Source organism: Roseibium sp. (assembly GCF_048261595.1).
GTDB lineage: Bacteria > Pseudomonadota > Alphaproteobacteria > Rhizobiales > Stappiaceae > Roseibium.
This window is the reverse complement of sequence record NZ_JBLXFW010000006.1, coordinates 39,206-60,642: the sequence shown is the minus strand read 5'-3', so window position 1 is coordinate 60,642 and position 21,437 is coordinate 39,206. Positions and strand designations below refer to the sequence as shown.

19 protein-coding genes are annotated in these 21,437 nt (G+C 60.6%); 6 read left to right on the top strand and 13 right to left on the bottom strand.

Translation table 11 applies throughout. The features are described from left to right. Positions 1 to 6: 6 nt before the first annotated feature. From ACN0SY_RS17515 to ubiT, 4 genes are read right to left on the bottom strand one after another with little or no spacing between them, the layout of a single operon-like run. Complete coding sequence (locus tag ACN0SY_RS17515; RefSeq protein WP_417689444.1) at positions 7 to 399, bottom strand: hypothetical protein; 393 nt, start codon at positions 397 to 399, stop codon at positions 7 to 9. Beyond that, the gene (ubiV, locus tag ACN0SY_RS17510; RefSeq protein WP_417689442.1) at positions 375 to 1,268 is read right to left on the bottom strand and encodes a ubiquinone anaerobic biosynthesis protein UbiV; all 894 of its coding nucleotides are present in this window, start codon (positions 1,266 to 1,268) and stop codon (positions 375 to 377) included. Before ubiV ends, ACN0SY_RS17515 begins: the two co-directional genes overlap by 25 nt. Before the next feature lie 14 nt (positions 1,269 to 1,282). Beyond that, entirely contained in the window at positions 1,283 to 2,293 is a 1,011-nt protein-coding gene (gene ubiU / locus ACN0SY_RS17505) for a ubiquinone anaerobic biosynthesis protein UbiU (protein ID WP_417689440.1), read from the bottom strand. After that, positions 2,283 to 2,852 carry a ubiquinone anaerobic biosynthesis accessory factor UbiT gene (gene ubiT / locus ACN0SY_RS17500; RefSeq protein WP_417689438.1) on the bottom strand — a complete coding sequence of 190 codons (570 nt, stop codon included), beginning with the start codon at positions 2,850 to 2,852 and terminating at the stop codon, positions 2,283 to 2,285. The genes ubiU and ubiT overlap by 11 nt, the downstream gene beginning before the upstream one ends. 180 nt (positions 2,853 to 3,032) lie before the next feature. Between ubiT and ACN0SY_RS17495 the strand changes: the two genes are divergently transcribed. The 3 genes from ACN0SY_RS17495 to ACN0SY_RS17485 all read left to right on the top strand — a co-directional run bounded on the left by ACN0SY_RS17495 (position 3,033) and on the right by ACN0SY_RS17485 (position 5,992). Next, on the top strand, positions 3,033 to 4,511 hold the full coding sequence (locus ACN0SY_RS17495; protein ID WP_417689436.1) for a UbiD family decarboxylase: 1,479 nt from the start codon (positions 3,033 to 3,035) through the stop codon (positions 4,509 to 4,511). Further along, positions 4,511 to 5,083, top strand: coding sequence for a UbiX family flavin prenyltransferase (locus ACN0SY_RS17490; protein ID WP_417689434.1), 573 nt, complete (start codon positions 4,511 to 4,513; stop codon positions 5,081 to 5,083). Before ACN0SY_RS17495 ends, ACN0SY_RS17490 begins: the two co-directional genes overlap by 1 nt. A gap of 192 nt (positions 5,084 to 5,275) precedes the next feature. Continuing rightward, complete coding sequence (locus tag ACN0SY_RS17485; RefSeq protein WP_417689432.1) at positions 5,276 to 5,992, top strand: Crp/Fnr family transcriptional regulator; 717 nt, start codon at positions 5,276 to 5,278, stop codon at positions 5,990 to 5,992. On the opposite strand, the gene ACN0SY_RS17480 is transcribed toward ACN0SY_RS17485, so the two are convergent. The 9 genes from ACN0SY_RS17480 to ACN0SY_RS17440 all read right to left on the bottom strand — a co-directional run bounded on the left by ACN0SY_RS17480 (position 5,981) and on the right by ACN0SY_RS17440 (position 16,475). Next, positions 5,981 to 7,201, bottom strand: a complete 1,221-nt coding sequence (locus tag ACN0SY_RS17480) for an NnrS family protein (protein ID WP_417689430.1) — start codon at positions 7,199 to 7,201, stop codon at positions 5,981 to 5,983. The genes ACN0SY_RS17485 and ACN0SY_RS17480 overlap by 12 nt on opposite strands. Positions 7,202 to 7,241: 40 nt before the next feature. Then, complete coding sequence (locus ACN0SY_RS17475) at positions 7,242 to 8,237, bottom strand: FAD:protein FMN transferase (protein WP_417689428.1); 996 nt, start codon at positions 8,235 to 8,237, stop codon at positions 7,242 to 7,244. Next, entirely contained in the window at positions 8,230 to 8,784 is a 555-nt protein-coding gene (locus ACN0SY_RS17470) for a nitrous oxide reductase accessory protein NosL (RefSeq protein WP_417689426.1), read from the bottom strand. The genes ACN0SY_RS17475 and ACN0SY_RS17470 overlap by 8 nt, the downstream gene beginning before the upstream one ends. Beyond that, positions 8,781 to 9,611 (bottom strand): ABC transporter permease, encoded by an 831-nt coding sequence (locus ACN0SY_RS17465; RefSeq protein WP_417689424.1) that lies wholly within the window; start codon positions 9,609 to 9,611, stop codon positions 8,781 to 8,783. The genes ACN0SY_RS17470 and ACN0SY_RS17465 overlap by 4 nt, the downstream gene beginning before the upstream one ends. 3 nt (positions 9,612 to 9,614) lie before the next feature. After that, positions 9,615 to 10,529: an ABC transporter ATP-binding protein gene (locus tag ACN0SY_RS17460; RefSeq protein ID WP_417689422.1), complete on the bottom strand. Its 915-nt coding sequence runs from the start codon at positions 10,527 to 10,529 to the stop codon at positions 9,615 to 9,617. Beyond that, positions 10,526 to 11,815 carry a nitrous oxide reductase family maturation protein NosD gene (locus tag ACN0SY_RS17455; RefSeq protein WP_417689420.1) on the bottom strand — a complete coding sequence of 430 codons (1,290 nt, stop codon included), beginning with the start codon at positions 11,813 to 11,815 and terminating at the stop codon, positions 10,526 to 10,528. The genes ACN0SY_RS17460 and ACN0SY_RS17455 overlap by 4 nt, the downstream gene beginning before the upstream one ends. Positions 11,816 to 11,817: 2 nt before the next feature. Beyond that, positions 11,818 to 13,728: a TAT-dependent nitrous-oxide reductase gene (gene nosZ, locus ACN0SY_RS17450; protein WP_417689418.1), complete on the bottom strand. Its 1,911-nt coding sequence runs from the start codon at positions 13,726 to 13,728 to the stop codon at positions 11,818 to 11,820. Between the two features lie 29 nt (positions 13,729 to 13,757). Continuing rightward, positions 13,758 to 15,896 carry a 4Fe-4S binding protein gene (locus ACN0SY_RS17445; protein WP_417689729.1) on the bottom strand — a complete coding sequence of 713 codons (2,139 nt, stop codon included), beginning with the start codon at positions 15,894 to 15,896 and terminating at the stop codon, positions 13,758 to 13,760. A gap of 438 nt (positions 15,897 to 16,334) precedes the next feature. Beyond that, on the bottom strand, positions 16,335 to 16,475 hold the full coding sequence (locus ACN0SY_RS17440; protein WP_417689416.1) for a hypothetical protein: 141 nt from the start codon (positions 16,473 to 16,475) through the stop codon (positions 16,335 to 16,337). A 706-nt stretch (positions 16,476 to 17,181) separates the two neighbouring features. Between ACN0SY_RS17440 and ACN0SY_RS17435 the strand changes: the two genes are divergently transcribed. The 3 genes from ACN0SY_RS17435 (at position 17,182) to ACN0SY_RS17425 (ending at position 21,425) form a co-directional block, all read left to right on the top strand. Beyond that, on the top strand, positions 17,182 to 18,204 hold the full coding sequence (locus tag ACN0SY_RS17435; protein ID WP_417689414.1) for an aldose epimerase family protein: 1,023 nt from the start codon (positions 17,182 to 17,184) through the stop codon (positions 18,202 to 18,204). 239 nt (positions 18,205 to 18,443) lie between these two features. Then, a complete protein-coding gene (locus ACN0SY_RS17430; RefSeq protein ID WP_417689727.1) occupies positions 18,444 to 20,963 on the top strand; it encodes a heavy metal translocating P-type ATPase in 2,520 nt (839 codons plus the stop codon). Between the two features lie 114 nt (positions 20,964 to 21,077). Further along, positions 21,078 to 21,425: a hypothetical protein gene (locus ACN0SY_RS17425; protein ID WP_417689412.1), complete on the top strand. Its 348-nt coding sequence runs from the start codon at positions 21,078 to 21,080 to the stop codon at positions 21,423 to 21,425. Positions 21,426 to 21,437 lie beyond the last annotated feature (12 nt).

Sequence of the window (21,437 nt, the reverse complement as noted above, 5' to 3'; positions counted from 1 at the left end):
CGGCATTTAAGGAGGTTGTTTATCGGTCTCATATGCGAGAGAAGAGACCGCTCGTGCGCAGCGGTCGGCGATGTCGGCGAGAAATTTCAGGCTCTCGGCATGGTCGCGCAGGATCTCAGGGGATAGGGGGTCATGCTGCAAGCGAGAAAGGTCCTCCAGAAAGGCGATGCCAGTCTCAAGCTGGGTGTAGTCCTCCGTTACGCGATTGACGAGATGACGCCGAAGGCGGCGCCCCTCCCAGTCGTCGATGGCAACGATGGTCTGGTCGAGCTTCTCCTTGCAGCCACACGGCATGTCGAGGTCCGAAAGAGCCCGCTGAACCCTGACGACCCATTCGCCATTTGATTGCCTCAGGCCGTCGGATCTCTCACGGTCTACATCACTGCTTCTCGTTTCCATCCCTCGTGTCCATTCAGGTAGGCATTGCAGATGGCTGCCGGCAGGCCGAGTTCGTTCACACATGCCTCCAGCTCCGTCGGGGTGATTACTCCGTCAAGGCTGGAGCGGTAGAGTTCGGCAACACGGACCATGTCCGCCGTGTGGGGCGACAGGCGCAAGCGCGATATGCCGAGGCTCATCAGGTGATCCGGGTTTAGAGCCGCAACCTGATAGTTGCTCGAAAGGGTCTGGATGCCGTTCACCGCGAGGAAGTCATGGTTCTCGATCGTCCGGACCGCCATGCCATCAGGATCCCTGTCGCAAACGAACTGGCAGGAATCCTTGCTCAGGCCATGGCTTCGGGCATGATAGCAGCGAGACGATAGCGCCAGAGGCAGGCGGCCGAAAGCAAAGAGCTCGACACGAACCTCGGGCACCATTGCTGAAATCTGCTGGATCGACGCCAGTGGCATCTCTATCGGGGGACACCAGTCGGTCGCTCCTCGATCCGCAAGGAAGCGGACGGCATCCTCGTTGTAGATGTTGAGAAACGGACCGGCGGTGAACTCGCGCCCGGCGCGCGCCGTCACCAGCGACATGTCGTTGATTTCGATCGGCAGGTCGTAATCGGCCTGCACTCTCAGGGTCTTTCGCTCGCGTGCCGTATTTGGCTGGGCCAGCGTCGACAGGACGACGGTCTTGCCGCCACGCTCCAGCCGTTCGATCAAGTCTGGCCAGATCTTGTCGGTGAAAGGCATGCGCTTGCCGCATACCACTTCCCCCAGATACACCCGTTCGACCGGCGCTTCATCGGCGATGCGCGCGTAGAAGTCACTCAGGTGGTCGGCCGACCAGTTGAAGAGGCACGGGCCAAGGCTGAGTTCGATCATGATTGTTCCTCCGCCTAGCGCCAGGTTTTCTGATAGGAGCCGGTCGTCTGGCGGCCGCCTTCGGACAGACCGTCGAGCAGGGCAATGTCGGGTGCCGGCGGACGCCCGTCCGGGATTGCCTCAATCGCCGCACGGAACGAGCGCACGACCTGACCGACATAGGCCTTGCCGCGTTGGCGTCCCTCGATCTTGAGAGCGGTCACACCGGCCCTTGCCAGTTCGGGCAGCAAATCTGCCGCGTTGAGGCTTACCGGATCCTCGAACAGGTGGCTCGTCTTGCCATCGGCGGAAAACTGTCCCTTGCACAGCGTCGGGTAGCCAGCCGGCTCGCCCTGGGCGAAGCGGTCGATGGCAAACCCGCCGAGCCGTGCCAACAGATTTCCGGAGGCATCTTCCGAGTATGAAACATGGTCCGGAGGCGAGCATACCCCGGTCAGGTTCGGTGACTTGCCCGTCGCATAGGATGAGAGGGCGCACCGGCCCTCGGTCATGACGCAAAGGCCGCCGAAGACGAAGACTTCCGTCTCGACGTCGATCTCCCGGTTGACGCTCGCGATTTCAGCCACCGACAGGACCCTTGGCAGAACCACGCGTTTGACGCCGAAGGTCCGGGCGTAGAAGTCGATGGCCTCAGGCGTATTCGCCGCCGCCTGTACCGACAGGTGAAGGCGTGTGTCCGGATGCCTGTCGGCCACATGACTAAGGACGGCGATGTCCGCTGCAATAATTGCGTCCGCGCCGCAGGCGACCGCATCGTCGACCGCACGCTTCCAGATGTCCACTGCCCCGGGCCGCGCGAAGGTGTTAATTGCGACCAGAACCTTGGTACCCGCAGAATGCGCATAGGCCACCCCCGCGCGCAGTTCTGCGACGGAGAAATTCAACCCGGGGAAGTTGCGGGCATTGGTCTCGTTGTTGAAGCCGCAATAAACCGCGTGGGCGCCAGCGTCGACGGCCGTGCGAAGCGCTGCTGGCGTTCCCGCGGGACACACCAGCTCAAGGAGCGGATCGGCCTTAGTGAACATCGAACATGTCCTCCCGCACTGATTTGGGCTGGGGCGTTGCTCCGGTGAGGCGCCGGGCGGTCGAAAGAGCCGCCCCAGCGAAGCTGTTCGCCAGTTCTGCCGGTTTTCCACTCAGGCCAACGAATTCCGCCGGAGTCAGATCCGCTTCCTCAAGGGTGTTCCTCAATGCCAGTACATGATCGGTACGACCTTCGATCCGCAGGCTTCTGCTGAAGAACACCGCGTCTCCGTCATAGGTGCCGTCCAACAGGCCGAGCAGCGTGAGGAGAGGGCCACGGATCGTGGCCTTCGCCTCGGCGATGTCGTCTTTCTCGACGATGCGGACATCTGGGGCCGGGTCTGACAGCGTCAGCAGGAAGGCATGGGGAAGATCGTCCGGAACGACGGCGATCGGCACGCTAGCTGTAGCGCCAAGGCGGGTGACAAGGGAAGGACGGCGTTTGAGAACCCCATCGATCAGCCGTGCCAGAAGGATCTCCATCGGTCGTCGAGGCAATGGTCTCGCCAGAGCAGACAGAAACGGTGGGAGGTGTCCGTTGAGAGATGATTTTTCCGGCATGAAGCACTCGCTGTTTTGGAGGGAATGCTAGTCGCCGCGGCAATCGTCGGACTTGATTAACGTCAAGGCGCAAAGGGAATAATCTTTTAACAAGGGCACGTGTCGGCACTATCGCCGGCGAATGTCGCGACGCTCATGTTCAAACGTCAAACACCGAAATTTCCGGATCTTCGATCGTTCTTGAGCCACCTCGAATCCGGTGGCGATTTCCTGTCCACAAATGAACCGGTTGGCGTGAAGCTTGAGGCCAGCGCACTTCATCAAAGGCTTCTTGCCGATGGTGGCCCTGCGGTTCTTGTCGAGCGTCCTCTGCGCGACGACGGCACGGCCTACGACCTTGGCCTGCTGATCAACCTGTTCGGGACACGTCAACGCGTTGCGGCAGGCCTCGGCCTGGAGCCGTCCGGACTTGCCGGTCTGGGTGAGTTCCTGAGCTTCCTGCGCTCTCCCAAGCCACCCAGAAACCTAAGCGATTTCAGGGACCTTCTACCGGTCGCAAAGGCTGGCTTGTCGTCCCGTCCGAAGCTGACCCGGCAGGACAGGCATCTTGAAGATGTCGACCCCGATCTTGGCATCCTGCCGGTACAAACGTGTTGGCCGGGCGATGCGGGTCCTTTGATCACCTGGCCGATCGTCATAACGCGTCCGCCCGGCGCGGATGACCCGCGGGATTACAATCTCGGCGTCTACCGGATGCAGGTTCTGGACGGCCAGCGGGCAATTCTTCGCTGGCTGCCGTTCCGCGGCGGTGCCCAGCACTACCGGGAATGGAGCCGGACAAATGAACCCATGCCCGTTGCAGTCGTCATCGGCTGTGATCCCGCAACGCTTCTGTCTGCGGTCCTGCCAGCCCCTGGCGATGTCGGCGAGTTGACCCTTGCCGGGGTCCTGCAGGGAGAAGCCAGTCGTCTCGTGCCCTGTTCAAACATCGCGATGCATGTGCCGGCGAGCGCAGAGATCGTGCTGGAGGGAACTGTCCGACCCGGCGACATGGCGATGGAGGGACCCTTCGGAGACCACACAGGCTACTACAACGACGCCGCGTCCTATCCCGTCTTCCACCTCGAGGCGATGAAGGTCAGACGCGGAGCCCCTTATCTGTCGACTTTCACAGGCCGTGCGCCCGATGAACCTTCCGTCATCGGCGAGGCGATGATCGATGTGTTCCTACCACTGCTGAAACAGGCGATACCGGAAATTCGCGATCTTCATTTGCCGCCAGCGACCTGTTCCTACCGGACTGCGGTTCTCCAGATCGACAAGTCGTATCCGGGTCAGGCTCGCCGGGTGATGATGGGGTTCTGGTCGCTTCTGCCGCAATTTTCGATGACGAAGTACATCATCGTCGTGGATGCGGACGTGGACATCCGGGATTGGGACGAAGTGATGTGGGCGGTTGCCACCAGGTCGGACCCGGAACGTGACCTCCTGACGATCAACTCGACACCTGTAGATCAGCTTGACTTCGCCAGCCCGCGCGAAGGTCTTGGCGGCAAGCTCGGCATCGACGCGACGGTCAAGATCGGAACCGAGACGCAAAGACCCTTCGCTGAGGCACTGCGCATGCCGGCTGACGTGGTGGCACGGGCGGAGACGATTTTCTCCAGGATCGTCAGTGGCCGAACCCAGCCAATACGCCGGAATGAGGAGGTCACTTGATGAGCCGTCGGATCATTGTCGGTCTTTCCGGGGCATCAGGAGCCGGTCTCGGGCTGGAAGTTCTGCGCCTCCTGAAGAACCTCGAATGCGAAACGCTGCTGACCGTGACGTCGAGCGCGGAAAAGACCATCGAGCAGGAACTTGGGGCATCGGGCCGCCGGGAAATCAGCGAACTGGCGACGGTTGAATTTGCGCCTGACGAAATCGGCGCGTCAATTGCCAGTGGCTCCTGTCTGACGGATGGCATGGTCGTCGTCCCGTGTTCCATGAGGACACTGGCGTCGATCTCTTGTGGATGCGGGGAGGGGCTCCTGATCCGGGCTGCGGACGTCTGCTTGAAGGAGCGCCGGCGGCTCGTTCTTGTCGCGCGGGAGGCCCCACTCCATGCAGGCCATCTGGAAGCGATGCTCAAGGTGACACAACTCGGCGGCATCGTTTATCCGCCCGTGCCGGCCTTTTACGCTGCGGCGACCAGCATGGACGAAGTCATGCGCCAGATGGCGGCCAGAATCGTCGCGACACTGGGAATTGACCCCGGGCCTGCACTGCCTCGGTGGACTGGGCTGAAGTGAAACGCTGCGCGAATGAAATGGCGACTGGCATCACGCGGTTTTCAGGGCCGGGCGGTCTTTGGCGACTTTCAAGACGGGAAAGCCGGTCGTCATTGATCCAGATCAATTGCCGCGGCGCCATTCACGCTAGATACTTGCGGGATGGCGAAATTTCCGCGTGCGGCGACGTCGGTTTGACTTGGAGATCCCAACTTGGCAATCGGATTAACCGGACGCGACCTTGAGCTTGTTCGCAAGACGGCCATTCTTGGTGGCCTTGGCGAGGACGCCCTCACGGCGTTGCTGTCGGACGGTGTGGTGAAGACCCCGGAACGCGGTGAGGTCATCTTCATGCAGGGAGATCCTGCAAATGCCTTTTACGTCGTTCTCGATGGCTGGGTTAAGATCTACCGCATGACCGTTGCCGGCGAAGAAGCCGTGGTTGGTATCTTCACGGCCGGTCAGAGTTTCGCAGAAGCTGCCGCCTTCACAGCCGGAAAATTTCCGGTCAGTGCGGAAGGTGTCACCGACTGCCGGTTGCTGATGATCCCGTCGAACCATCTCTTCGACCGTATCCGGAACAGTCCGGAAATCGGGCTGTCGATGTTGGCCTCCACATCCCAGCACTTGCATGCCCTCGTCCATCAGGTTCAGCAGCTCAAGGCACATACAGGCGCCCAAAGGCTTGCCGAGTTCATGCTTTCCCATGCGCCCGTAGACGATGGCGCATGTACCATCGCGCTGCCGTACGACAAGGCGCTGATCGCGGCACATTTGGGGATGAAGCCCGAAAGTCTTTCACGGGCTTTTGCCCGGCTGAAGGAATACGGCGTCGGCGTCAAACGCAACATGGCAACGATCCAGGATATTGCGCGCCTGCGCGACTTCTTCGAACAGGAACGCGCCGAGGTCCTGCGCTCACGTAGCTGATTCAGCGGCTCCGACGTTGGCCCGTGGCTGTCTGTCACGACCGAGAATCGGCAGATAGAGCGCGACATAGACGCAAAAGGCCGCGATCCAAAGGCAACCCGATGCATAGAGTGCCGGATAGTAGCCGATCAGGTCGGGACCAAAACCTCGGATCGCGGCGGCAAGAAGGACTGCGACATAGGCGCCAGCAATTGGCCGCGCGACCACGAGCTGACGGCCGGTATGGCCCAGCGATGCGCGCGTCATCATTGCAAGGGTCATCGTGCCGACGGCACCGATTGCCATGAGATGCAATGCGCCGACTTCGGTGGGATAGGCCAGGAAGTGACTTGTTGCGAAGCCGAGATAAGACAGTCCCACCATCGCGAAGGCCGCGTGCAGCACCCACAGGATCGGCTCGCGAACGGTCAGTTGACCGCGCCATCCGGCAACCCGCGCGATATTTGCGGCGCCGGCCACGAGACAGAGCCCGGCAAACAGGATGCTGTCGGATGCAAAGGCGCTGAGCACCGCCGTAAGGACTGACGATGCGATGGCAACCCGGTCGACGATGGGATGGTTGGACGGCATCGCACCGACATGACCCCGCCGGTTCAGGGCGTTGCGTGTGAACCCGGGCACGACGCGCCCGCCGATGATCACGATCATGGCGGCGCTGGTGAAGATGCCGAGCCTTGCACCGGCAAAGGTTCCATCGTCGATCCAGCCAATCCATTCCAGATGCATGAGAATGTTGCCGGTCAGCATCGCGATGAGCAGGCCCAGGAAGACCAGGTTGCGGGCTTGCGTCTTCTTCAGAAGGTTGCCGCCGATCTTCTGCATCAAGAGCGGAATGAAGGCGAGATCGATTGCGGCAACCAGAAGCGGATCCAGGTGCGCCGAAAACCAGATCGCTGAACGTCCGGCCAGCCAGATGACCCCGGTGAAGCTGATGTAGGCCGCGCGGGCCGATGGCGCACCCGTCCAGTTGGGAACGGCGGTCAGGAAGAAGCCTGCCATGACCGCGACCGTATACCCGTAGATCATTTCATGGGCGTGCCAGAGGTGGGGAGCCATCGCCATGGGCGCAGACACAAAGGCCCCGCCGAGATGATGGATTGTCAGCCAGAAGATCCAGAACGCCATCGCCGCCGCACCGAAGATACCGGCGGCGAGGAAGAAAAAGCGGAAACCTGCAGTCAGGAATACGGGAACCGAAGACTTTTCCATGGCAACCTCGATCTACTGATGTCTGCCGTCCCTCGAGGCGTCAGCCCAGGCGGCGAACCTTACCGTCCGTCTCCCGAACGCCGAGGATCTCAACCTCATCGAAAGCGCGCGCCGCGTTGACAAGCGCTGTTTCCCCGCAAACCAGCCCCGCCGTTGAAAGGCCATCGGCAATGGAAGCGTTCGGGCCGAGCACACTGATGCCGACCAAGTCGGCGGACGCCGGGTACCCGGTACGCGGGTCGAGGATGTGCGACAGAGTGCCGTCCTGGTCGAACGTGGTTCCATACCTGTTCGATGTGGCAAGAGAGCGGTTTTGCAGGACAGTGGCTATAAGCGGACTGACCGGGTCCGGGCGGAGCGAGACAGGCCAGCCGGTCTCGCCGTCCGATCCGTCGCCGAAGGCTGAGATTTCTCCCAGATTCACGAGAATGTCGTCAAATCCTGCGGTCCTGAGTAAATCGCTGATCCGGTCGGTAATATAGCCTTGGGCAATTCCGTTCAGTGTCAGGGCCATACGATCCTTGGTGAAGGTGATGCTCTGCGGTTCGATCCGCACGTTCTTCAAGCCGACAGCTCCCAGAACCGCCTGGATCTCGCTGGCTGTGGGGGAGCGTCCGATGGATGCCGATCTTGCGTAAAGATCCCAGAGCGGCTGGATCGTCGGGTCAAATGCTCCCTCGGTCGCGGCGTGGATGGTGCGGACCTGCGACAGGAGCTGAAGCATGTCGTTCGATGGAGAAGTGAGTACGCCGTCCCGGTTCAGCCGCGAAAGCTCGCTTTCGGCGTCGTAAAGGCTGAAGATTTTCTCCAGCCGCCTGATCTCGGCCTCCATCTTTCGGAACGTCGCCGTGGCATGGGCCTGGTCCGGATGGTTCAGGAGCATCTGGGCTTGGGCGCCAAGAGCGATGCCGCGCCAACTGTGAAGGGTAGGGGCGGCTGTCACCGGGCCGCAGGCAAGGGCGGTTCCGGCGGCGGCCGCACTGATGCAGATAAACCGGCGACGTGTCAACGGCTTGCTGCCAGGAATGTCAGTCATGATGCGTCTCTGCGAGGTGAATGGTCGCGTCGTCACCCCCGTCGGCGGATGACAGGACGGAGTCCAGAACATACTGGGATGGGATATCGGCAAGCCGGACGACCTCACCGCCGTTGCTGGCTGCGAAGGCGCGTGCCTGATCCTCGACGCCGAACGGAATGGCTTCAGGCGCACCCATGCCGCCGCGCTGGCGGCTTGCGATCACGAACCAGGCCTCTTCTGCATCAATCCAGTTTTCCGCGCCAGGCTGCGCCCAATCCTGAGCCTTGCCCATGTCGCTTACATAGACCGCGACATAATCCTTGGCTTCCTCCGGCGAGCGGGTGAAGGCAACGGCATCGCGGATCTGGGTGAACCAGAGAGGAAACGGATTCCCGGCCAGATGAATTTGAGCCTTGGGGCCGTCGTGTTCTAGGACCGTCATCTGGCAATAGTGGCCAGTCGCCTCAACGGTCATTGCGACGGGAAGTGGCTTTTCGACCTTGGTTTCCTGCTGACATGCTGTCAGCGCGAGGGCGACCGCAGCGGCTGCGAGAATTTTCATCATGGCGTGATCCTCCGGATCCGCAAAAGGGCGAGTGCAAGGGTTAGTGCCGTAAACATGCCGATGGAGACCAGTCCGCCGATGGCCGGAAACGGCAGGCTTTCGGCCACGCCGGCCATACCGCCGACGAGATTGCTTGCACCAAGCGCTGCAAGGTTGAACAGGCGGAAGGCATCCGCCGGATTGAACAGGATGGCGTAGGGAAAGACGCTGGTCGCAAACGAGCCTTCCGGATTGGCGATCAGGAGGCCGAGCAGGGCCAGGTCATAGAGGACGACAAGGATCAGCCACGCCCCGATGGCGAAGGCTGCCGCTGTCGCGGTCTGACGGGTCATCGCGCTGAGCAGATAACCGAGCGCGAGGAACGCCAGTCCGAGTGCCGAGGAGGTCGCAATCAGGCGGGCAAAGTCGAGCATGCCGGCCCACGACCCGGCGCCCGTCGCCATCAGGAGGAGGGCGGTGACGCCGTAACCGAGAACGAGGGCCAACGTCAGGACAAGGAAATGGCCGAACGCCTTGCCTGTTAGAAACTCCATGCGTGAAATGGGACAGGAAAAGATCAGCAGTAACGTGCCGCGATCGATCTCTCCGGATATCGCGTCAAACGCCAGAAGCAGGGCGATCAGCGGTACCAGGTAGACGGACAAGCTTGCCAGGGATGCAACCGTGATGGTCATGCGGTCGACGCCGAGAGTACCCGCGGGCGCGGATCCGAGAAGGGCAAGTGCGAGCGAGAAGGCACCCAGGATGAGTGTCGCGAGCATGATCCAGCGATTGCGCAACCCGATGCGCATTTCCTGTTCTGCGACGGTTAGAATGCGTTTCAGCACGGCTTATTGCTCCCCGTTCTGAAGGCTTGAGTAGTGCCGGTAGACATCGTCGAGGCTCGGCAGATGCATGTCTATGTCATCGATCAATGCACCGTGCTCGCTGATCCTCGCGAGGCAGGAGACCTTCTCATCCGGCGCGCAGAACAGCTCGACAGACCGGCCATTGAGGCGGCGGCCGCCCAGAGACTGGGCTAGGTCGTCGGCCTTGCCTTCAAAACCGCGGATCCGCATCCGGATCGGCAGATGCGCACGCGCGCTCAGGCCGGCAAGCGTGTCGTCGGCAACAAGTCGTCCCTGTGAGAGGATCAGCACCCGGTCGGTCCGCGCCTCGACTTCGGTGAGGGCATGGGAGGACAGGAGCACCGAAGCGCCGTCGTGGGCGACTTTCTCGATCAGATCATAGAAATTCTGGCGCGAAACCGGATCAAGCCCGCTTGTCGGCTCGTCCAGAAGAACAAGGCGGGGATGGCCGATCAATGCCTGGGCAAGTCCCATGCGCTGCCGCATTCCTTTCGAGTAGGTGCCAACCCTGCGGTTGGCGGCGTCCCCGAGCCCGACCCGCTCCAGAAGCGTGAGGGCGGCTTTGGGGTCCTCGCCCTTGAGGCGGGCGTAGAACCGGATGACTTCGGTCCCCGTCAGGGATTTCTGGAACGCGACTGCTTCCGGCAGATAAGCGCTCGCAGCCCGCGCGGCCGCGCTGCCCGGCTCCTTGCCAAGAACGGTCACCTTGCCGCTTTCGCTGCGAAGGAAGCCAAGCATTATCTTGAACAACGTCGTCTTGCCCGCGCCATTGTGGCCGAGAAGGGCAACGCGTTCTCCCGGCTTGATGTCGAACGAGACGTCATCGACGACGGTGCGGCCATCGAAATGCTTGGAGATGTTCTGCAGTGTGAGTGTCGAAAGAGGAGACTGGGTCATCCCTTTGCTCCTGCGATGGGGTGTTCGATAACCGGTGCGTGCATGAGCGGCGCGGTGTCTACGATACCGCCCGGCAACAGCGCCGGAAACTGGGATTGGGTCCAGTGAAGAAGCTGGATGGCCGGGCTGCCGATCAGCATTTTCGCTGCCGGTTGAGTCCACAGGATCTGGTCGACCATGTCGTTTGGCCGGTAGGCCGTGTCTGCAAAGCCGTCGCCATTCAAATCGAAGGCTGCATGGTCGGACCAGTAGTTGCCGCCTTCCTCCGAACTCCAGTCCAGATTTCGCGATCCCACGTATTTGACCTGGGTTTCATTGCCGATGAAGGCATTGGCCTTAAAGGTGTTGCGAGCCGATCCCGCGGTGAAGTGGATTCCGACCGGGCAGGCCTCGAAGCGATTGCCCGTCACCTCGTTCTTGTTGGCATTGTACATGAACAGGCATTTCTCGCCGCCGCGCTGAACAAGGTTGCCGGTGATCTTGGCCATATTCGCGTAGTTCAGCATGAGGCCGTGGAAACGGTCGCCGATCGAGACGTTGTTCTCCACCCGAAGCTTGTCGGAGAACATCAGGGCATAGCCGATGTCGTTGTCGGTCGAGACGTTACCGCTGATCTTGCCGTGGTTGCCATGCATGTAGTGGATGGCAAAACGCAGCTGCTCAAAGCGGTTGTTGCGGAAGGTGTCCCGGTGGCTAGTGTTCACGAAAACGCCGTCCCGGCCGTAGCGGATTGTATTTCGTTCTGCAACGAGACCTGGCGAGTTCCAGACATAGATGCCGTTTCCGCGCTCGTTCACGCGCATGTCCCGCCGGCCTTCGATGATGTTCTCGAAGACATGAACATCTTCGGCACCATGCACGTCGACGCCAGTGAGATTGTCCAGGATCCTGTTGTGGGAAATGATTGCGCGGTCAGCCGTCTTGAGCAGCTTGATCCCCGCGTCCAGCGTGTCTTGCGAAAGCCCGGATCCCGTCAACGTCAGGCCGGTGATCTTCACGTCAGGAGCTTCGATGCGGATCACGCTTCCGACACCGGACCCGACGATCCGGGCCTTGCTGTCACCATCGATGCTTATTGTCTTTTCGATGCTGATGGGGCCCTGGTGTGTGCCGGGCGCAAGCCGGAGAATGTCTCCGGCTTGCGCTGTTTCGATTGCGCGGATGAGCGCGCCGCCTTCCGACGGAACATGGATTTCGCCGGCGCTGACGTGGGCAAGGGACGTTCCCAAGCTCCACGAAACAAGAGCCAGGCCGATCATCCAGACTGTCGAAAGGCGCATGCTCATCGTCAGGCTGCCCGCGGTTCCACGAACATCCGGCCGCGCATTTCCATGTGAAGCGCGTGGCAGAACCACTGGCAGTAGAACCAATGGACACCCGGACGTTCCGCGATGAAGGTCACCGACGCAGTTGCCTGCGGTCCGACTTCCATTGCGATGCCGTAGTTCGACAGGCAGAAGCCGTGGGTCAGGTCGTCGATGTCATCGATATTCGTGACATAGACGGTGACTTCGTCACCCTGCTTGACGGTGAATTTCTCCAGGCTGAAGTTCGGGGCCATGGAGGACATGTAGACGCGAACCTTGTTGCCGTCGCGGATGACGTCGGCAGCGTCTTCCAGGTCGACACCATCGGCAGCGGCCTGCTTGACCGCATCCGCAAACATCGGGTCGTTGCGTTCCCAGACGACTGCCGGGTTCACCTTCGAGCGGTGAACGATGATGCTGTCATGCGGCTCGGCGAAGGTCGGGCCGTCGTGGACAACCTTCATTTCGTCGCCCGAGATGTCGATCAGCTGCTCGTTCTCCGGCTTGAGCGGTCCAACGTTCAGGAACCGGTCCTTGGAGAACTTGTTCATCGACACAAGCCACTTCCCATCGGCCTCTGCGGTTTCACCCATCGAGGTCGAGTTGTGACCCGGCTGGTAGTGGACGTCGACCTTCGAGATGATCGGGTCGACATTGGAGTCCGTGAAGGCCTGGATCGCCTTGTCGATGTTCCACTTCACCACCTGGCTGTCGAGGAACAGGGTCGTGTAGGCATTGCCCTTGTTGTCGAAGGCAGTGTGGAGCGGGCCAAGACCCAGCTGCGGTTCGGCGACGATTGCGGACCGCGGGTCGGCGTTGTCGCTGAACAGGGCGTCCACCTTGGTCACGTCGATCACGGAGACGGTCGGAGACAGCTTGCCGTTGATGACGATGTGCTTCTTGTCCGGAGCCGCGTTACAGCCATGCGGACTGTTCGGGATCGGGATGTAGCGGGTGAACTGGGAATTGGCCTCCTTGCGGCCGTCAACAACGGGGACACCGTTCATTTCCTGATAGTTGCCGGCCTTCACGGCCTCTTCAATGGCCTTGATGTTGAAGATGACAACATGGTCCTGCTCGCTCTCGGTCATCTCGGCGAGGTTCGTGCCCATTTCCGAGTTGTAGCTCGTCGAGAAGGCATACTTGCCCTGATAGTCGCAGTCGGTGTTGTCCAGGTTGCCCGAGACGATGACCTGCCACGCGACCTTCATCTCGTCGCCATCGATGGCGGTGAAAATGCAGGCGTACTGTGACGGATCGTCGAGGATCTTGCCGTCGTTGACCAGCGGAGCTTCGTGCTCGCCGTTGGCAAAGATGTAGCCGGTGCGCGGATACTTCTGCGGACGCATTCCGTGGATATCGTGCGCGTTCGGGATCTCGATGATCTTGTCGCACTTCATCGTGGTGCAGTTGATACGGGCGACGCGCGTGTTGGCCTTGTCGTTTGCGAAGATGTAGCGGCCGTCATAGGTGCCGTCTGTGAACGACATATGCGGGTGGTGAAGGTCACCGTTGTCGTAGGTTTCCTTGCCGTGTGCGGCCAGGTATGCCTTGGTTTCCGGCAGCAGGCCCTCTGTCAGGATCTTCTTGGATTCGTTGGTCTGGCCCCATCCGGTCGCCGAACAACGGTTGAACACCGGCACGCGCATCAGCTCGCGCATGGACGGGATGCCCAGGATGCGGAGCTCGCCGCTCTGGCCTGAAGACCAGAAGCCGTAATATTCGTCCAGCTCACCCGGAGCCAGTTCCCACTTCTGGCCGCCTTCAGAGGCGTACGCGGTGTTGGCGCTGCCGAGGGTCATGGCCCCCATGCCTGCAACAACCGCCGTCTTTGCCGTGCCCCCCAGTAGGGCTCTGCGCGAAAGGGCCTTGTCTTTCAATGTCTCCGTCATGACTTCTCTCCTTGTACGTCGTTCGGAGTTCATTCGGCCGGTGTGGGAACCGCGTCCGCGGAACCACTGGTCGAAGGTGCTAGTCCCGTCTGGACCTCGAAGCGCTTGCGTCGCGCGAGTTTCTTGATGCAGACGGGGCATTTCTGATCGTGCTGGTACAGAACCTGGCAGTGCAGGCAGTTCAGGCACTCATTGGGATTGATGTGGCCTTCCGGATGGATGGCCTGGACCATGCACTCCTTGGCGCAGCGGGCGCATGGGTTGCCGCACTCGCGATAGCGCTTCAGCCAGTCGAACATCCGCAGCCGTGCCGGAATCGCAAGCGCCGCGCCGAGCGGGCACAGGTAGCGGCAGTAGAAGCGTTCGACGAAAAGCCCGACAAGCAGCAGACCGACGGCGAAGGCAACGAATGGCCACGCCCGTTCGAACTTGAGGATGATCGCGGTCTTGAAAGGCTCGACTTCGGCATAATGTTCAGCGACGTCCAGCGAGTAGAGCGAAAGGCCGAACAGGACCAGGAAGATCATGTACTTGAGCGGCCAGAGCCGTTCGTGCAGGCCCCATGGCAGTTCGAACTGCGGAATGCGCGCCAGCTTCGCCAGACGGTTGGTCAGCTCCTGCAAGGCGCCGAACGGACATAACCAGCCGCAATAGGCGCCGCGCCCCCAAAACAACAGCGCAGCTGCCACCGAGAACCACAGGAGGAAGACCAGCGGGTCCATCAGGAAGGCGTCCCAGCTGAAGTCCCCGGTCAGGGAGGAGAAAAAGGCAAGGACGTTTACCACCGACAGCTGGGCATTCTCCATCCAGCCGAGCCACACTAGTGTGAAGGTCAGGAACCCGATGCGGAACCAGAAGGTGAAACGCTCGCTTTTGGTCACCTGCATCTGGAAGAAGAAGACGAGGGTGAGAACCGCCACGGCAGTGCCGAGGATTGCAATGTCGACCTTGCGATCGTTCCAGATCCGCATCCAGAGTTTCTGGATAGCTTCCTGGTCGCTGAGACTGGTGGCAGCTGTGTTGGCCGGGTTGTCAGCACCAGCAGCGGCAACCGGTTCTGCGGGCTCCAGATACTCGTCCGGAAGGTGGTAGCCGAGATCGAATGTCAGGAAGACCTTGTCAATCGCGCCGATCGCGCGCTGAACCAGCAACTGAAGCCGGAAGTCATCGGCTGGATCGAAACCACTGTCAGCGGGAATGATGAAAAGATCCATCTCCGTGAATGCCGGCGCGCCATCGGATGTGACCTCGCCAATGCGATGGTGCTGGCGGTCGTGAAAACGAACAGAGATGTCGTCCTGGATCAGCTGGATACGGTCGAAGATGCCGCCACGCACATAGCCGGATCCCTTGAACGAATAGCGTCCGCGGCCGAAGACGGCGATGGCATGGTCGCCTTCCTTCATGCGCTTGCGCAGGTTCGCGTACTCGGCGTCGCCGAGCAGCGAGCGGCCGATGCTTGGAACGTCCACCAGGGCCACGTACATGTCGACATAGGCGTCGGTGTCGGGGCCGGATTCGGGACGGGCGATCGCTTTCGGGTCGCCCTGGTTCTGGAAGGCCTCGTTGATCTGACCGACGTCCAGCGAAAGGCGACGGATTGATCCGTCACCCGTCAGGGTCATCCAGTCCTCAATGTCCTGGTTGTCTTCATCAATGACCATCTGTGGACCGGTGTCGGCCGCAGCCTCGGACAGTCCGCCAAGCCTGAGCGTCCGGGCCACCTTGATGCCCGCCCGGACGATGGAATCATCGATGACCATGATGGTGACGGTCGCGCCGGAGATGATGTCGAGTTCGTGGGCGGAACCGCCGCTTTCAGCCTCAACCTTGAGGTCGACACCAGCGTATTTCTCGGTGACGGCCTTGATCTTGCTTTCGGGGATGCCGATCAGCACGATGGGCTCTGAGTGTTTCACGAGGCGAACGCCGGTCAGTACGGCGTCCGGGTCAATGCCGACAAGCGTATGGATCGGCTTGCCGGAGTAGCCTGTGGTGGAAACGAAGTCCGATGTCAGGAAGACCCAGCCGACGGTTTCGCCATTTTTCAACGCAGGAACGACCGGTGTGTCCTTGCGAAGCGCGCCGTAGGAATCAGCGCCAGGAACCAGTTCGGAGACCGCCGTCGCATCCAGAAACCGTCCGATATCTGCCGCGCGCGCGGGCATGGTACCGGCGATCGCGCATGCAAATGCCCAGAGGCCAATGGCGAGGCCAATACGTTGGGCTGCTGAACCTGTGACTGCGAATTTGCGCAAACGGCGTAGCACTGGAGATTCTCCGAACCGCTAGTATTTCTCGTGTTCGGAACTTCCGTCGCATGATTGGTAACCGGCCAACTTGACTTTGATCAACTGGACAAAAAATAACTGGAGTTTCAGCTTCAAATATTCAAATTAGTGAAACTATTGTCTGGCGATTTCTCCTGAAATTGGCGGAAATCTGCGGAAGAGGAGACCTGCTGACTGCGGTGTCATGGTCAGAGAAATCGGTTGGCAATTGCCGCTCTCGCAGGCGAGGTCCGGATCAGGCACCTGCCACGCCGCCGACTTGGGTTGGGCGTGTCCATGGTCTTGTGCTTTGGCAGGCTTGGCTGGCTTGGGGCGCTAAACTGAAACCGCGCCGATCTGGCCGTCGTAGAGAGCCTCAACCGTCGCACTGCGCAGGGTCAAGACCCACCGCTGGTTGACCGCGCCCTTGTCCGTTATCTCGCCGTCGTCAAGCGAAGGTGGGGTGTCCAACAGCACGTTAAGTGCCAGCTGGCATGACGTCGCGGCTGTGATTGTCGAGAGTATCTTGGTACATATGAGCGGCGAATGACTGAAGAGTATAGTTGGGGCGAGCCACTGCACTGTATTCAAATCCGGACTTTTCCTGGTCAGGAGTATTCGTGATCGGCGAGATCTAACTGTCATAAATCAATAGGAAAAATTTCCAGCGGAAGGGGAACTCGAGCCCACGACACGCGGATTATGATCCCGCTGTTCCAGATCCTTCAAGATCATCAATTCCCACTTATTCCCAGCTGTTCCCGCAAATACGCCTCCAATGCCGGTTAATTCCGGCCAATGCCAAATAATTATGGCGAGTACATATCAGGCGGGGATGTCCGGTAGCCGTGTGCATCTAATTCGCGGTTCGCGGATGATCCGGTTTGAGGCATCTTTCCAGTATATTGAGTGCCGCGGCCCCGGCGAATGTTTGCCACGATCCTCGGTCGGGGCCGAAGTGGTCCTTGGGGAGCATCAAACCCGGCAGAGCTGTTGGGGGCAGTGTTGTATTCTGCGTCCTTCTGGTACAGACGCTTCAGATCCGGACGAATCTCTCTGTCTCTGGTCGAGTAACGTTCAGGCCCCAGCGCGGCTGAAACCTTGAGAATTCTTTTTTCACTTCTGGCGCAGGGCTGCCGCGACGAGCAGCCAGCCAGGCCTTTGTTTGCAATGGGAGTTTCCCTTGACAGATTTGATGACAACGACGTTTCCCGGCGCAGATATACGAAACTGCGGTTCCTCTCCGGATGGCGAGGACATACTCCAGGCAACCATTGCCAACGGCGGCAGCCGTGCCACCTTCATGACCTGGGGCGCCAGCCTTCAGGACTTCCGGCGCGAGGGTGTCGACCACTCGCTTGTCCTGGGCAGTCCTGACCCGGCTGCCTATTTCGGACCGATGCTCTATTTCGGGGCCATCGTCGGACCTGTCGCCAACAGGGTTGCGAAAGGCCGGTTTGAGCTGAACGGAAAGACCTATTCTCTCGATCGGAACGAAGCTGGTGCGACCACCCTGCATGGCGGGAGTAAGGGCTTCGGGCAGGTGAACTGGACCTTGGCAGAGTGCAGCGCCACCTCCTGCAGCTTCGCCTATCGTCATGCAGACGGAACTTGCGGTTTTCCCGGAAATATTGACGTGCGCGTTCGCTATACGCTTGAAGATGACGGAGCGCTCCTGATCGAGATTGAGGGGCAAAGCGATGCTCTGACCCATTTCGCCCCGGCCTTCCATGGCTACTGGAACCTGGACGGAACTGCCGATGTAACCGGCCACGGGCTTACCGTCCCCGCTGAAACCTACCTGCCGGTCGATGATATGCTGATACCGCTCGGCGCACCGGCTCCGGTTGCGGGAACCGTGTTCGATTATCGCGTGCCGAAGGCGCCGGATGCGGGTCTTGATCACAATTTCTGCCTTTACGGAGCGCGAAGCCACGATCTCTGCGAGATGTGCCGGCTTGAGGCCGGGGCCCTGCGCCTGACTGTGGAATCGACCGAGCCGGGGCTCCAGGTCTACGCTGGCGTCGGGTTGGATACCGCTCCCTTCGAAGGGAACAACGGCAAGCCCTATGGCCGTCTCGCCGGCGTCGCCATCGAACCGCAAACCTGGCCGGATACCGCCAATCACCCGAAATATCCGTCCAGTCTGCTCCAGCCCGGTGAAACCTATCGCCAGGTCTCGCGGTTCCGCGTCACCGGGATCTGAATAAGCCGAATTCCTCGTCCCAAGTCGGGAAACGATCTATTTGCGATTCTGAGCCCGCGCCGATGATGCGCGGGCTTTTGCGTCCTTCCGTTCAAAAAGCCGGTGCCCGGGCAGGAAACTTTGTGCCGGATATACGTTGAAACACGGAAGGGTGCGGAAACTTCGGCGTCCGCCCTTGACCTTCCATTTACTGGAAGGTCCATGTGATGAGACAGGAAGTTCTCATGATGGAGCCTGCCATGGCCGCACAAAGCAAGATCACCCTGTCCGTCGAAGGCATGTCCTGTGCCTCCTGTGTCGGCCGCGTTGAGCGTGGACTGTCCCGCCTCGAAGGGGTTCATGAGGTTGCGGTGAACCTGGCGAGCGAGAGCGTACAGTTTGCCGCGGAAGAGCCGGAGAAGGTTGCTACCGTCGTCGCCGAGTTACAGAAAATCGGCTATCCGGCGCGGACCCTCACGACCTCGTTGGCCGTCCAGTCGATGAATTGCGCATCCTGTGTCGGTCGTGTTGACAAGGCTCTGGCAGCTGTTCCGGGTGTTGTGAGTGTCAATGTCAATCTGGCGGCCGAAGCGGCGACGGTCGAATACGCCGAGGGCGTGGTGACGCCTGCGGAACTTGCCAGGATCGTTACGGAGCGGGGATATCCTGCGAGCGTCGCAGCGTCAGGCGGAGAGCAGGTGGTCGAGCGTAGCGAGCGCAAGGCCGAGGAAGCACGCGAGCAGCTGAACAAGACCATTGTGGCGGCGGCGCTTGCCATTCCGGTGTTTGTCATCGAGATGGGTGGACACGCCATCCCGGCACTGCATCACTTCATCAATGCCACGATCGGCCAGCAGACAAGCTGGATCCTTCAGTTCGTTCTGACAACGGCGGTTTTGATCGGGCCGGGACGCGGTTTTTATATCAAGGGCTTTCCCGCGCTCATGCGCGGCGCGCCGGACATGAACAGCCTCGTCGCCGTCGGTACGGGGGCAGCCTATCTCTATTCGGTCGTAGCCACCTTCCTGCCGGATGTGATCCCGGCAGACGTGCGGGCGGTCTATTTCGAGGCAGCTGCGGTGATCGTCGTCCTGATCCTTCTTGGCCGCTTCCTGGAGGCGCGGGCCAAGGGGAAGACCGGCGCTGCGATCCAGAAACTCCTGGGTCTTCAGGTGAAGACGGCAAGAGTTCTGCGCGACGGAGCGATCCGGGAAATCGCAATCGACACTCTCGTCGCCGGCGACATCGTTATCGTCCGCCCTGGCGAACGCATTGCGGTTGACGGCGAAGTCGTCGAGGGGCAGTCCCATGTCGACGAAAGCATGATCACCGGCGAGCCGGTTCCGGTTGAAAAAGGCGAGGGAAGCTCTGTGACGGGTGGCACGGTCAATGGTGCTGGCGGTCTGCAGTTTCGCGCCACGCGCGTTGGGGCGGATACGACGTTGTCCCAGATCATCCGGATGGTCGAAGAGGCTCAAGGGGCCAAACTCCCCATCCAGGGGCTGGTGGACCGCATCACGCTCTGGTTCGTTCCGGCCATCATGGCCGTTGCCGTCCTGACGGTGCTCGTTTGGCTCTTCGTCGGTCCCGATCCGGCGGTGACGCTGGCGCTGGTTGCAGGCGTTTCGGTGCTCATAATTGCTTGTCCTTGCGCCATGGGTCTGGCGACGCCGACGTCGATCATGGTCGGGACAGGCCGTGCGGCGGAACTGGGCGTGCTGTTCCGCAAGGGCGATGCGCTGCAGGCCTTGTCGGACGTCGATGTCGTTGCACTCGACAAGACGGGGACGGTCACGCAGGGACGCCCGGAGCTGACGGATCTCATTCTGGCGGACGGCTTTGAACGGATGGATGTCCTTGCCAAGGTGGCGGCGCTGGAAGCCCGGTCCGAGCACCCGGTGGCCGAAGCGATTGTCCGCGCCGGTCAGGCAGAGCGCCTTACCCTTGAAGATGTTTCGAGCTTCGCTTCCATCACCGGACATGGTGTCAGTGGCGTCGTTTCAGGCGCAAAAGTGCTTGTCGGGGCTGACCGCTTGATGGCGCGCGAAGGCATCGACACGGCGCCGATGACGGCCCAGGAAAATGCCTTGGCACGGAAGGGACGCACTGCGCTGTTCGCCGCGATTGACGGGCGGATCGCTGCCGTGATCGGCGTTGCCGATCCGGTCAAGGCATCCAGCCGTGCGGTGGTGCAAGCACTTCATGCCCAGGGGCTTGAGGTTGCGATGATCACTGGCGACAAGCGCGAGACTGCCGAGGCCATTGCTGCGGAAACTGGCATCGATACCGTCATCGCCGGGGTGCTGCCGGACGGAAAGGTTGCTGCTCTCGAGGGTCTGCGCAAAGGCGGCAAGAAGCTCGCCTTTGTCGGCGACGGGATCAACGATGCGCCGGCGCTGGCACATGCGGATGTCGGCATCGCGATCGGTACAGGGACAGATGTTGCCATCGAATCGGCAGACGTCGTGCTCATGTCCGGGGATCTACGCGGGGTCATCAATGCCTACGAGGTATCGAGGCGTACCATGCGAAATATCCGCGAGAACCTGTTCTGGGCATTCGCCTATAACACGGCGCTGGTTCCGGTGGCCGCTGGTGCACTCTATCCGGCTTTCGGAGTTTTGCTTTCGCCCGTACTTGCTGCAGGCGCGATGGCTCTTTCCTCCGTCTTCGTGTTGACCAATGCCTTGCGCCTGCGCCGTGTGGCGCCAGCCATGGACGAGCGGCGCGCAATGGAGCGGACGGCGTCGGTTGCCGGTAAGGCAGTGCCTGCCGAATAGAGATCGTGAGCGCTCATTCTTACTGATGCCGGTAGTCTTGACCCGGAGCGCGGTTCCGCTGATTGTTGTATCGAAGCGCCAAGAAGACGATCAGGAAGGTTTGACCAGAGAAGTATGAGACAAGTCCTGCCAGAACGGATCTCGATTCTCCTTACCGGCCTCGCTCTTGTGGCGTTCCTGGTTGCTGGCGGTTCGTTCAACCACTCTCTGGCGCCGGCCGGTCACTCACACGCCCACGAGAGCGTCGCGGGCGGCGATCATCAGCATCTCGATGACGGCGGTCAGCTGCTTACCAAGCTGCCGCAGGAGGTCGTTCATTGCGGTGCAAGTCTTCTTGCTCTCGTAGTTGATGCGTTCAGCATGGTGGCCATGTCATCTGCCGATATCAGCTTCTCTCTGTCCGCTGGCGTCACGACTGCGCCAGGATCTGTCGATCCACCGCCACCACGCCGATTTTCCTGATGCAGATCATGC

What these genes read in the sequence shown, in the direction of transcription:
- ACN0SY_RS17430 (WP_417689727.1), top strand. Translation starts at nt 18,444, where the DNA reads ATGGCCGCACAAAGCAAGATCACCCTGTCCGTCGAAGGCATGTCCTGT.
- ACN0SY_RS17490 (WP_417689434.1), top strand. Translation starts at nt 4,511, where the DNA reads ATGAGCCGTCGGATCATTGTCGGTCTTTCCGGGGCATCAGGAGCCGGT.
- ACN0SY_RS17475 (WP_417689428.1), bottom strand. Translation starts at nt 8,237, where the DNA reads ATGACTGACATTCCTGGCAGCAAGCCGTTGACACGTCGCCGGTTTATC.
- ACN0SY_RS17470 (WP_417689426.1), bottom strand. Translation starts at nt 8,784, where the DNA reads ATGATGAAAATTCTCGCAGCCGCTGCGGTCGCCCTCGCGCTGACAGCA.
- ACN0SY_RS17460 (WP_417689422.1), bottom strand. Translation starts at nt 10,529, where the DNA reads ATGACCCAGTCTCCTCTTTCGACACTCACACTGCAGAACATCTCCAAG.
- ACN0SY_RS17515 (WP_417689444.1), bottom strand. Translation starts at nt 399, where the DNA reads ATGGAAACGAGAAGCAGTGATGTAGACCGTGAGAGATCCGACGGCCTG.
- ubiU (WP_417689440.1), bottom strand. Translation starts at nt 2,293, where the DNA reads ATGTTCACTAAGGCCGATCCGCTCCTTGAGCTGGTGTGTCCCGCGGGA.
- ubiT (WP_417689438.1), bottom strand. Translation starts at nt 2,852, where the DNA reads ATGCCGGAAAAATCATCTCTCAACGGACACCTCCCACCGTTTCTGTCT.
- ACN0SY_RS17455 (WP_417689420.1), bottom strand. Translation starts at nt 11,815, where the DNA reads ATGAGCATGCGCCTTTCGACAGTCTGGATGATCGGCCTGGCTCTTGTT.
- ubiV (WP_417689442.1), bottom strand. Translation starts at nt 1,268, where the DNA reads ATGATCGAACTCAGCCTTGGCCCGTGCCTCTTCAACTGGTCGGCCGAC.
- ACN0SY_RS17425 (WP_417689412.1), top strand. Translation starts at nt 21,078, where the DNA reads ATGAGACAAGTCCTGCCAGAACGGATCTCGATTCTCCTTACCGGCCTC.
- ACN0SY_RS17480 (WP_417689430.1), bottom strand. Translation starts at nt 7,201, where the DNA reads ATGGAAAAGTCTTCGGTTCCCGTATTCCTGACTGCAGGTTTCCGCTTT.
- nosZ (WP_417689418.1), bottom strand. Translation starts at nt 13,728, where the DNA reads ATGACGGAGACATTGAAAGACAAGGCCCTTTCGCGCAGAGCCCTACTG.
- ACN0SY_RS17445 (WP_417689729.1), bottom strand. Translation starts at nt 15,896, where the DNA reads ATGCCCGCGCGCGCGGCAGATATCGGACGGTTTCTGGATGCGACGGCG.